Here is an 11,169-nt window from a genome sequence, read left to right on the forward strand (position 1 = left end):
GGCCATCGATCGACGTCGGGAAACGCCTCGCTCGCACCCCGAACGGCAACCTGAGTCCCACGGATGTCCCAAGTGGCATCAAAAAAGGGGGAGTTGGAGACTGCGGGACCCTTGACGGCCACTTGGTCTAGTCCAATCCTTGTCGGCGAACGGTCACACTCCTCCCTCGCTCTCCCCCCACGGAAGGACCGGACACCGATGAGGAAACCGACCCGCATGGCCCTGGCCGCGGCAGCCGCCGGAGCCCTGTCCGCCCTCGGGATCACCGCCGCCATCGCGGACCCGCAGGCGTCCCACCCGGCCCCCCACCTCGACGCTGCGGGCCAGTTCGCCCCGTACGTGGACATGAGCAACTCCGCCGAAGGGCGGCTCGATGCGGCCATCACCGGCCATGGCGTGAAGACCTACACCGCCGCCTTCACCATCGGCGCCGGCTGCAACAACATCTGGGGCGACACCCTCCCCGTCGGCAACGACCCGTACACCGACCCGGAGATCGCCAAGGCCAAATCCGAGGGCGCCAGCGTGATCATCTCCTCCGGCGGAGCAGGCGGTTTGCCGCTGGCCTTCACCTGTACCGACCAGAGCCAGATCGACGCCGGCTACCAGAAGGAGATCACCGCCTACGGCACCGACTCCCTGGACTTCGACATCGAGGGCGCGGCGGTCGCGGACACCGCGGGGGTGGCCCGGCAGATGACCGCGATCAAGGACCTCAAGGCCGACAACCCCGGGCTGACCGCCTCGGTGACGCTGCCGGTGATGCCCACCGGCCTGACCGACGACGGCGTCAACGTCCTCAAGGCCGCCAAGGCGGCCGGCGTCACGCTGGACAACGTCAACATCATGACGATGGACTACGGACAGGGCACCGGCACCGACATGGGCGCGGCCGCCATCAGCGCAGGCAAGGCCACCCTGGCACAGATGCAGTCCGTGGACTCCGGCTACACCTACGCCAACCTCGGCATCACCCCGATGATCGGCGTGAACGACGACGGCTCCACCTTCAGCCTGGCCGACGCCACCGCACTGGCGAACTGGGCGGCGAGCAACGGGGTCGGCCGGATGTCCTTCTGGTCCGTCAGCCGCGACCAGGCCTGCGCCTTCGCTACGAAGGCGCCGGCGAAGGGCGCAACGGATGCCGCGCAGACCACGGCGCTGGCCTCCTCGCCGGTGTGCAGCGGCGTCTCCCAGTCGCCGTACGCCTTCACCGACGCACTCGGCAACGGCTGACCGGTAGCTCGTCAGGCAGCCTTGGCCGGGTCATCGCCCCGCTGCTCGCCGCTCGGCGGACTGCCTCCAAGACCTGACCTCGAAGGTGGTCGCGGGACGTCGACCGGGTGTGTTCCCGCCGGCCGGTCACGAGGGGCGAGGGCCGGAGGTCGCAGCGGATCGGTCGGACCGCGAAGGACCCGGTCACACGCCGCCGGGCGATCGTGGTACCGAAGTCCGCGGTGAACAGGCCCCGCTGCAACGATCCCACGCAGCGGGGCCGCCCGGCGGACCGGTGCCGGTGGACCGGCCTCAGCCCCGCAACTCCGTCAGGAACTCGACCAGCGCGGCGTTCACCTCTCGCGGTCGCTCCTGCTGGGTCCAGTGACCGCAGCCCGGCAGCATGACCGGCGCACGGCGGAGACCGGGCAGCAACGCGGGCAACTGCGCGATGAGTTCCGGTGCGCCGGGGAACGTCGCGACCAGATCCCGGTCGCCGTACACATACAGCGCGGGGGTGGTGACCACGGCGCCGTGCCAGGGAGCGGTCAGCTCCCAGTTGCGGTCCAGGTTGCGGTACCAGTTCAACGCGCCGGTGAAACCCTCGGCGTAGTTGGCGGTGAGCTCGTCCAGATCCTCCTCGGTGAGCCAGTCCGGCAGCTCCTCCGGGTCGGTCATGTCCGCGAGCCAGCCCCGGGCCGGGTCGGACACCAGTGCCTGGTCGGGACGGCCGGTGCCGGGGGCGTCACCGGAGGCGGAGTAGAGCATCGTGCGCAGGGTGGTCCGGGGATCCCGGGCGAACTCGGCGTCGGCGAGCCCGGGTTGATCGAAGTAGTTCCAGTAGAAGCGTCCGCCGAACCGCTCCTGCATGGCCGCGAGCGGCGGGCGCTCCCCGCGGAACGGCGGCGGCACGCTCAGCCCCGCCACCCCGCGCACCACATCGGGCCGCAGCAACGCGGTGTGCCAGGCCACCGGCGCGCCCCAGTCATGCCCCACGACGAACGCCTCCCGTTCGCCCAGCGCATGGATCAGTCCGATCACGTCCCCGACGAGGTGGAGGATGCTGTACGCGCCCACGTCCCGCGGGTGGTCACTGCGGCCGTATCCGCGCTGGTCGGGGGCGACGACCCGGAAGCCGGCGGCGGACAGCGGGCCGAACTGGTGGCGCCAGGAGTGCCAGGACTCGGGGAAGCCGTGCAGCAGCACGACCAGCGGCCCCGCACCCTCCTCGGCGATGTGCAGCCGGATCCCGTTCACGTCGATCATGCGATGCTCAACCATGCGCCGAACATACTCCTGCGCGACACCACGAACCGGCTCAGTCAGCGGCCCGCTCCACGCCGCCACCGACGGCTCGGCGTCCGTCGGGCCGGTTGCCGACTTGCCGACGCGACCAGGGCTCAGCCAGGTGAACGGGCCTCTCCCGGACGACTCCGACGCGTGACCACACCGGCCACGCCGAGATCAGGTCAGCGCCCCCAACTGCCGGCCGCATGCCGCGCCACGCGCACGACGGGTCCGGCACGCCCACGTGCCGGACCCGGCAGCCTCAGCCACTCATGGCTGCCCAGAACTCCTCGAAGGACATCTGGCGATCGCCGTTGGTGTCGAGCGAGTCGATCAGCTCCTGCGCCTCCGACTCGGTGATCTCCGAGCCCTCCAACTCCGCCACGACCTTCCGGTATTCCTCCGCCGTGACCTGGCCGTCCCCATCGAGGTCGTAACGCTGGAACACCTTCCGCGCCGCCGCCTCCACGATGTCTGCCATGTGCTCCGCCCTTCCGCGATCTTCACTAACGGGCCCAGGTTATCCGCCCACCCGACGCAGCGCGGGCGCGGCCGCCCTGCCTGGCCGTTGCGGGACGCGCCCGCCCCAAGTCGGCCTGGCCCCCGACCGACAGCGGCTGACACAAGGCGGCGGCGGGGGGAGGTGAGGATCCCCCCGTTGCTCGGGAGAGGCTGATACGGCCGCGTCGCCCCTCACCGAGGTCCGAGGTCCAGTCCAGTTCACCGTGGGCGCCGAGCTCATCCACGACGGCCTGGTGCAGCCGTCGGTCAGTGGGGCTTCCGGCTGACCAGGCGTAGCGCGAGGCCGTGCGGCTCCATGTGCAGGCGTGGCCGGGGGCGTACGGAGCCGGGGCAGGGCTGCACCTTCCAGGACCGGGCGATGCAGGCGAGGGTCAACGTCAGGTCCATGAAGGCGAGTTCATAGCCGATGCACTTGGACTCCCCGGCGCCGAAGGGCAGCCAGCCCGTGGCCCGGTGCGGGTCGCGGCCGTCCCACCTGCGGGGGTCGAAGTTCTCCGGCGAGGGGAACAGGTCGGGGCGGTGGTGCAGCACATAGGGGCTCAGCAGTACCTGGGCGCCCGCCGGAAGGCGTGTGGTGCCGATGGTGGTGTCCGCGACGGTCATCCGCGGGAAGATCCAGCTGGGGTCCCGCCGCCGCAGGACCTCGGCGACGACGCCGCGGGTGAGGGGCAGCTCGGCCATCACCTCGGCGGCGGAGCGCCCCTCGTCGAGCTGGGTGACGGCCCGTGCCTCGTCGGCCACCTCGGCGTCCAGTCCGGCGTCCTGGGACAGTTGGTACAGGGCCCAGGCGTGACCGACGGCCGATGCGGTCACTCCGCCCAGGAGCACGGTCATGGCGGTGTCGCGCACTTCCCGGTCGCTGAGCCGGTCGCTGTCGACGGAGGTGGTGAACATGGACATCAGGTCGCCGTGGTCCCTGCCGTCGCTCCGGTAGGCGGCGATCTCCTCGTCCAGGAAGCGGAGGAGTCTCGCTTCGCTTCGGCGATAGCGGTAATTGCGCGGGGTGGGCAGGCGGTTGAGGGCTGGCGCGATCATTCGCAGGACGGTCTGGTGGTCGACGAAGTCGGTCACGGCTTTCCGCAGGCCCGTGATGTCGCGGCCGAGTTCCCGTCGGGAGAACATCGTCGCGAGGTTGGAGCGGATGGCCAGATCCCGCATTTCCGCCAGCACGGCCAGTTCCTGCCCGTGGTGCCAGTCTGAGGTGAGCGTGCGCACCTGCGAGTGGATGAGGTGGGCGTAGCCGGTCATCCGGCCGGATCGGAAGGCGGGTTGTGCGAGGCGGCGGAGCCTTTTGTGCTGGGCCAAGGGGCAGGTGGCCATGCCGTTCCCGACGATGGAGCGCATGTTCTCGTAGAACGTGCCGCCCTTGTCGAAGGCGCGGTGGGAGTTCCTGAGGACTTCCTCGGTTGCCTCCGGTGAGCACACGACATACGTCGGCGTCCGGCCGAACCGGAGCTCCACGACGTCGCCGAGGTGCGGGAGCGTTGCCAGGAGGCCCAGGGGGTCGGTGAGCAGGGGCTTGAGATGTCCGAACAGGGGCCAGCTGCCCGGTGCTTGTGCCGGTCGGTCAGTGAGCGAAGACACGATGCTTCCTTTCACGATCCGGATCGGGGCGCGACTGCCGGTGGGTGCCTGTTCCTCCCCGTCCCCGCACGGTGCCGACCTCGGGGCGACTCTGGACAGGGACCACTGAAGCGGCCAAGGGGACCAGCCGAACACCACTGCACCGACCACGGCGCACAGAACGCGCCACCGCCTGCGCCTGCTCCGTTCACCCCCACGAGGTCTTCTCGCCGTCCCAGGAGAACTACGACCACGCCGAGCTGTCCACCACAGGCCCGACGCCGGCTCTCCGCTCCGCGCCACGAGGCCGCCTCTACGCGACCGATCTCACATCGCTCCAACCGGTGAACGCAACCCCTCAAACCCCCTGAGCCGATGGCCGAGCCCAGTTCCCTGGGCCGACCGGGGCTTCGCACGGCCGGGGTCTTCTTGCCCAGCTCGGCGTGGAGTTGCGGACGAGCGTGAAGCGTGGGGTGTGGCGCTTCGGAGCGGCCGCCGTCATGGGCGCAGCAGGTGCTTTCGGCGGGGGCGGGGCGGGGCGGTCGGGGCGGGCAGGACAGCGGATGGGTGCAGTTCGGTCGTTCGGATGGAGATGTGCGGCTGGGGTGGGGGTGTCGCTGGCTGCTGCTGGCGGACGATGCGCGGCGGTAGGTTCTGTTCTCGTCGTTGCTGTGTCCGGTTTCGCTGTGCCGTGATCTGGCCTGTACCGTCCGGTCACTTTCCGACTCCGGCTGGCCCTGGCCGGCCCTCGCTGGGCCCCGCTGGCCCCCGCTGGGCCCCGTTGGCCCCCGCTGGGCCCCGTTGGCTCATGCTGTTCCGTTGTGGCCTGGGTGTGGTGGGCGGGGGAATTGGTCGCGGGTGTCGGGCGGCGTTGCTTCGGGTCTGCGTGTGTGTGTCGTCTTGGGTGTCTCTGGCGCGGTCTGCCTGATCCGGCATCTGGCTGCGGCTTATGAGTGAGGGTTTGTCCGGTTCGTGCGGCATGGTCCCTTCCCTCACGCGAGGTGGTCCCTTGCGCTGGTGAACACCCCACCCACCAGGCGCAGTACGGATACACCCTCGGAGGCTGTGGGGTCTCCTGGTGTCTGGGGTCGCGTCTCGTCTACTCGGTTGTATGGCTGTCTGGTTGTTGGTTATTGGGCTAGTTGTCGGCAGAGGGTGACCATTTCTGGTTGGAGTCGGCCTTTTGCTGCGGCGCACAGTGGTCGCATTTGGTGTGCTGTCATGCGTGTGGGTGTCGGTGCTGTTGCTGGTGGTGGTCGTCGTACCGGGGCGGGTACTGGGGCGGTTGTGGGTGGGTGGTGAACAGGGTTTTGTCGACGGGCGGTTGAGGATGGTGGTTGTGCGGGCTGTCGAGGGTGCCCTGCTGCTCCGTTCACGGGCCGTTCCGCTGCGCTTCCTGGCCTGTTCGCTTCGCTTGCTGGTCCCGCGGCTCCGCTGACGGGTTGTGTCGCGGGATGCCCGTCGCGGTGCTGTCCACCGGCAGCGGGTGCTTTTCCGGCTTCTTGTTCGGGTCGGCGCTCTGCGCCTCTCGCTGGGCCTGGAGTCGCTGTTCCGGGTGACCGCGATGGTGAGGGTCTCGGTGTGGCACCGTGTCGTCCTGCTGTGGGTCCTGGTGCTTGCACTGCCATGCATCCACAGGTTCCACCCAGCACGAGTACGAGGACCAGCCATCGCATTACCCCAGACCTGACCATGACCTGATCAACGTTTCGCGGCCCGGCTCGTCACGGCACAGGAGCGCTCAAACGTGGCGAACCGGAACTTTCCTGGCTCGCTCGGGGCTGCTGACACCGTCCCTTCCGGGGTTCACTCAGATCCTCTGCTCGGGCTGACAGGTCTGCATTCACGTGCTTTCGGTGGTGGGTTCACCGTCGGTGGTCTCGGTCTGGGCGCCTGCGAGCCGTTCGTCCCCGTCGTCCTCGCCCGGGGCATCGCCGATATCTGGAGTCGGACTCAGCGTCGGGGCCGCCCTTTCCGAAGAGCCGCACCCACCTAAGTTGAGTCTGCGTCGTCCACGACGGCACCGGCGGTGTGCTTGGGGGCGGTGGCGCTGCCGCAGGCCTCGGCGGACCTGGGGCGCTCGTCGCCGATGCTCAGACCTCAGGGGTCGGCTGACCTGGTGCGTCGCTGTCCGGGCCGCGGCCCAGGCGGTGGCCGGTTGGATTGCGGAGCGCACGACGGGTGCACGGCCTGTCAGGAGGCTTGAGGGCCGGGGCGGCTGACTTCCGTCCTTGTGAGCATCGCCTCTTCGCACGAGCGTGCCGATTTCCGCGCTCCTGTCGAACGATGTCGCAGCGCATATCCGTAGGTGCCGCAGCGCACCACAGGCCGGGCCAGGATCGACGTGGCGGGGCCGGGCCGTTCCAAGCCGCCTCTGGATGGTTATTTAGCTGGGTGTTAGTGGAGCATCAGCCTGGCGATAGTGGCCCGGGCCACAGTGGTGTCGTACGCAGGAGAGACCGATACCGACACTGACTTCCCCGGGGGAATCCGATATGAGCTCCACCACCGCTGTCCGCATTGCTCGTCGCCGTACCCTGCGTGTTGCCGCCGCGGCGCTGACCGCGGCCGCCGCGTTGTCCCTGACTGCCTGTTCCGGCTCGGACACCGCCGCTGCCAAGCCCGCGGGCCAGCCGGGTACGGGTGTGGGTGCCGAGGGCGGCGGTGTGGGTTCCTCCGGGACCGGTGGCGCGGACTCCTCCGCCGGCGCGCAGGGCACCGATGCCCAGGGGGGTAAGGCCAAGTCGGGTTCCGGTAACGGTACTTCCTCCCACACCGGCTCCGGATCCGGCTCCGGCTCCGGCGGGACTGCTTCCCGTGCGGGCTCGGGTAACGGCGCGGCCAAGAGCGGTGGGAAGAGCACGTTCTGCCGCACGAGCGACCTGGTCATGGAGGCTGTGAACAGCTCGCCCGACCAGAAGACGGGTGACGTCACCGTTCAGATGACCAACAAGGGTGGGCGGACCTGCTCGGCGGCGGGCTTCGCGGGCGTCGACATCAAGGACCTTGATGGCACCTCCGCCCCGGTCCACCGTGGCGGTGAGCAGCCCCGCATCACCGACCTGAAGCCCGGTGACACCGCCACCTTCAGCATCTCCTACAAGGTCGACTTCGGTGGCGACAGCCTCGCGCACCCGACCAACCTGATCGTGACGCCGCCGAACGAGACCCACAGTGTGACCCTGAAGTGGCCCGCGGACGCGCTGAAGCTGGCCGGCCCCTACGACGAGAAGATCCAGGTCCACCCGGTCGGCATTGCCAACTGAGCACCACCAAGGCCCCACTGGCCCGGTCGGCCGGACCGGCAGGGCCTGCTCGCCGGCGGCACGAGCAGCCTGGAGCTGCTCGACGCCGCGAGTGACGACGAAGAGACGTGGGCGAACGCGGACCAGGCATCGTGCCCGGCCGGCCGGCCGGCCGGTCGTGGGCGGCGACGGCCACGCGGTCCGCGAAGCGACGGCCGGGCCACAGTGCGGCAAGGCACAACACCCAGATGTGGAGCCGACGTTGACGTACGACACTGTCCCGCCGATCGTCAGGGCGCGGCGCCTTTGCTGTCAGGCCACGTTCCATGGCTGTTGCCGTTGAGTGTCCGAGGCACTCTGCTCGTGGGCCGTTCTCTGCCACTGGCCCGGCGGCTGGGCCATCAAGCCTTCGGGTCGTGGTTGCTGCCGGGGCCGTCCGTTCAACGCTGACTCCGGTGCCATCGGCCGCCGGCTGCCGTGCGAACTACCGCCCTACTCGCCGCGGGAAGCCCGAAGCCCCCGGCAGCCACGTGGTCACGTGGTCAAGCGGTCACGTGGTCATGCGGTCACGAGGTCACGTGTCCACGCGGCCGTCACTCCGTTTCCTCGCTGGCAGGCACCGCCTCGCCGTACTCCGCCGCGTGATCCACAAGGGGCGAGTGACCGCGATCGACTGCGATGGCCGCGCACTGGTCAGGGCTGGTGCCCCTCGGGTGGGAGCGGAGCCCGTCAGTAGTTGCTGTCATGCCAGGTGCCAGTGGCATCGAGGTCCAGGTTGTGTGCCTGGGGCCGTCGCAGCAGTGGTAGTCGCCGCGGGGTCACCGCTTGACCTGGATCCACCCTGTGGTGTTGGTGGCGTAATGCGCGTAGTAGGCCCGTTATGGTTCCTGTTTGCGTTCCAGCCGCAACCTGGATGCGCTTGGGCGCTGCCGTCGCCGGCATGGCTGCCGCGCACGTCAGGGCGCCGACCAGAGTGAAGGCGTCAGGCCCAGCCGGGTACCGCGTCGGGCCACTGCAGGGCGAGTGATCCGCGAAGTTTCATACGTCGTCTCCTTCACCGCACGAGTGTGGGGAGAGGTGCCGCGTACGAGGAGCTAAGTCCTCGGCGAGGGCGAAGCCCGAAGCCTCGGAGGGCAACGGTCACCAACCTGCCTGTAGGGAGCGGCACTTGAATCCCGCGCGAGGACGGTAGCGGCGGTGAGAAGGTCAGCCCCTCGGTTCCCGCCCTCTTGGCCCAGGAAATCTCCGTCCGGGTACCAGTACCACGCTGGAGTTCAACTCCCTCGCCCGAGCAAGGTCGCCACCCTGCGGGGCGGCAACCTCACGGCCGGCCTCGACGACTGGACCTGAGACGCGGCACCGGCCCACACGGTCGTCGCCGACCTCCTCCAGGCAATCGCTGGCACACAGACAGTCAAGGACCCCCGGCCGGACCATTGCTGGACCGCTGCCAGGCGCCGAGAAACGACCGACCGGTCCGATCCGGCCCGTTCCCGCCCCACTACACCAGCGTCCCTGCTCACTCCACCCCGCCGCACCGGCGTCCCTCCGCTCACCCCGCCCCTCGTCGGCTTCCCTCCCACGCAGATGCACGCCAACGCAGTTCGACCAGCAGACAACCAGCAACTCCAACTCCCGTCACCGGACAGGCTCGTTGGCGGGGATGGTCGCTCGCTCCTGGCCGCCGGAGGTTTAGCGGCGCTTGATGACCGCCCGCCCAGCGGTCAGGTCCACCCCGATCGGGTGCGGCGGTGCACCGGCCTGGCTGTCATGACGCACCAACTGCTCGGTGCGGCGCTGCTCGATCTCCACCCGCTTGTTGGGATTCAAGGCGGCAGCCAGTTCGTCGGCGACGGCCGCCCCGGCACCGCTGCCAGCCTCGCCCGTGGTCAGTTTGCACACAAGCCGCCGCAACCACCTGGGACGGCCGGTGCGCAGCACCAGGCGCCGCGTCGTGGACAGAACCAGCGGCACGACGATCACAGACGTCATCAGCAGGGAGACAGCCAGCACCAGGACCATGCCGGAACAACGCCTGCCGCGTCCCGCCGGTTCCCCGACACCGCGCAGGGCGCGGACGGCACCTACGTCTCCGTCCCCGTTCCCGGTCCCCGGTCCCGGTCCTGGGCTGCTTCACCGGGGCCACGGGCCTCACCGAAGGCGAGCATCCCGCCCACCCGGGCGCTTTGGGCTCTCTCCCAGCCCATGCCGGAAGGGAACACGCGCGCCAGGCCCGGCCCCGTGAACGGGACGCAACCCGGCCGGGCCCCACCCTCGTGAACGGTTTGTGGAACGTGCCGAGTTCGCAGTGCGCGCGCAAACAAGACTTCTTCGCCAAACGCCCTTCGGACCGGCGCTGATTGCGGGAGGGTCGTGGCGTGCCCGCATCCGGATATGCGCGGGCTACGAGCAGTCGAACGAAGGAGCGCGTAGTGTCGAACGAGACGTGGGAGACCGACGAGTTCGGGAAGTCCCACGAGGGCTGGGTCGGCGTGCTGCTGGAGGACGGGAGCGTCCCCAAGCCGGTCTACTTCGACTCCTCCTCGGGCGGACACGGGCACACGAGCACCTACTGGGCCGTGTACAACGGGCACCGCTTCTCAGGCCCGCGTGCACACGTGCTGCGGGGGGTGTGCGCGTGCGGCTGGACCGGCACGCAGTACCCGGTCGACTGGGAGCGGATCGGCGAGGCGGCACTGTACGAAGACGAGACGGCCTGCACGGACGCCGACCAGTGCTTGGACGACTGGTACAAGCACCTCGATGACGTCGAGGCATCGACCATCCCCTACCCCGCGGACCTCAACGAGCTGCTGCACAAGACCGATGAGGCGCTCGACGCGATCACCAGCAGCGCCCCCGCAGTCGCACTCAAAGCCGCCCGCCGCCTGGAGATCCTGGCGAAGACCATCGGATACCACGCGGCCAACAGCGCCTACAGGACGCTGGAGTTCGAAGAACTCGGTACGGCCCTGGGCATCACCGCCGGCGAGGCTGAGAACCTCCTTCGCCGCTACAGGAGGCGCTGACACCGCTGCCCGGTCGGGGGCCCGCCCCGTCAACCCGGGCGCCGGCCTCCCACCAGCACCCGGCCCCCCCGCGCCCCGGACCTGCACCGCAAGGGACCGTCGCCATGCCGCCAACACACGTCCCACCGAAACACATTGCGCCCGCACACGTCCCACTGACACACGCCATCCATCCGGTGCGCCCGCGGCGCCCCGAACGCCAGGACCTGACCCCTTGGGTCTGAATGTCTGTGGTTTTCTCTAATGTCGGTTGTGTTATGGGTGTTGGGGTTGTGGTGTTGGTTGTGGTTAGGCTCCGCCGAATGCGC

The 11,169-nt window shown here is 69.4% G+C and carries 8 protein-coding genes; 4 read left to right on the forward strand and 4 right to left on the reverse strand.

The window, feature by feature from the left end:
• Positions 1–198: 198 nt before the first annotated feature.
• The gene (locus ACIQE0_RS31525; RefSeq protein WP_402338671.1) at positions 199–1,236 is read left to right on the forward strand and encodes a chitinase; all 1,038 of its coding nucleotides are present in this window, start codon (positions 199–201) and stop codon (positions 1,234–1,236) included.
• Positions 1,237–1,527: 291 nt separating this feature from the next.
• On the opposite strand, the gene ACIQE0_RS31530 is transcribed toward ACIQE0_RS31525, so the two are convergent.
• The 3 genes from ACIQE0_RS31530 to ACIQE0_RS31540 form a co-directional block, all read right to left on the reverse strand.
• Positions 1,528–2,496 (reverse strand): alpha/beta fold hydrolase, encoded by a 969-nt coding sequence (locus ACIQE0_RS31530; protein ID WP_402338672.1) that lies wholly within the window; start codon positions 2,494–2,496, stop codon positions 1,528–1,530.
• Between the two features lie 268 nt (positions 2,497–2,764).
• Positions 2,765–2,983, reverse strand: a complete 219-nt coding sequence (locus ACIQE0_RS31535; RefSeq protein ID WP_366331999.1) for an EF-hand domain-containing protein — start codon at positions 2,981–2,983, stop codon at positions 2,765–2,767.
• A 287-nt stretch (positions 2,984–3,270) separates the two neighbouring features.
• Positions 3,271–4,608: a cytochrome P450 gene (locus ACIQE0_RS31540; RefSeq protein ID WP_402338673.1), complete on the reverse strand. Its 1,338-nt coding sequence runs from the start codon at positions 4,606–4,608 to the stop codon at positions 3,271–3,273.
• A 1,210-nt stretch (positions 4,609–5,818) separates the two neighbouring features.
• Here ACIQE0_RS31540 and ACIQE0_RS31545 point away from each other — a divergent pair.
• Both ACIQE0_RS31545 and ACIQE0_RS31550 read left to right on the forward strand, forming a co-directional pair.
• The gene (locus ACIQE0_RS31545; protein ID WP_402338674.1) at positions 5,819–6,025 is read left to right on the forward strand and encodes a hypothetical protein; all 207 of its coding nucleotides are present in this window, start codon (positions 5,819–5,821) and stop codon (positions 6,023–6,025) included.
• Between the two features lie 1,057 nt (positions 6,026–7,082).
• Entirely contained in the window at positions 7,083–7,853 is a 771-nt protein-coding gene (locus ACIQE0_RS31550; protein WP_402338675.1) for a DUF4232 domain-containing protein, read from the forward strand.
• 1,671 nt (positions 7,854–9,524) lie between these two features.
• Here ACIQE0_RS31550 and ACIQE0_RS31555 read toward each other — a convergent pair.
• Entirely contained in the window at positions 9,525–9,854 is a 330-nt protein-coding gene (locus ACIQE0_RS31555) for a DUF6191 domain-containing protein (protein ID WP_402338676.1), read from the reverse strand.
• Between the two features lie 410 nt (positions 9,855–10,264).
• Between ACIQE0_RS31555 and ACIQE0_RS31560 the strand changes: the two genes are divergently transcribed.
• Positions 10,265–10,861 carry a hypothetical protein gene (locus ACIQE0_RS31560; RefSeq protein WP_366331995.1) on the forward strand — a complete coding sequence of 199 codons (597 nt, stop codon included), beginning with the start codon at positions 10,265–10,267 and terminating at the stop codon, positions 10,859–10,861.
• The last annotated feature ends 308 nt before the right edge of the window (positions 10,862–11,169 follow it).

Source organism: Streptomyces sp. NPDC093097 (assembly GCF_044754325.1).
Classification (GTDB): Bacteria; Actinomycetota; Actinomycetes; order Streptomycetales; family Streptomycetaceae; genus Streptomyces.

Excerpts from the sequence above, each read along its gene's own strand:
- ACIQE0_RS31525 (WP_402338671.1), top strand. The coding sequence starts at position 199 with ATGAGGAAACCGACCCGCATGGCCCTGGCCGCGGCAGCCGCCGGAGCC.
- ACIQE0_RS31530 (WP_402338672.1), bottom strand. The coding sequence starts at position 2,496 with ATGGTTGAGCATCGCATGATCGACGTGAACGGGATCCGGCTGCACATC.
- ACIQE0_RS31535 (WP_366331999.1), bottom strand. The coding sequence starts at position 2,983 with ATGGCAGACATCGTGGAGGCGGCGGCGCGGAAGGTGTTCCAGCGTTAC.
- ACIQE0_RS31550 (WP_402338675.1), top strand. The coding sequence starts at position 7,083 with ATGAGCTCCACCACCGCTGTCCGCATTGCTCGTCGCCGTACCCTGCGT.
- ACIQE0_RS31555 (WP_402338676.1), bottom strand. The coding sequence starts at position 9,854 with ATGGTCCTGGTGCTGGCTGTCTCCCTGCTGATGACGTCTGTGATCGTC.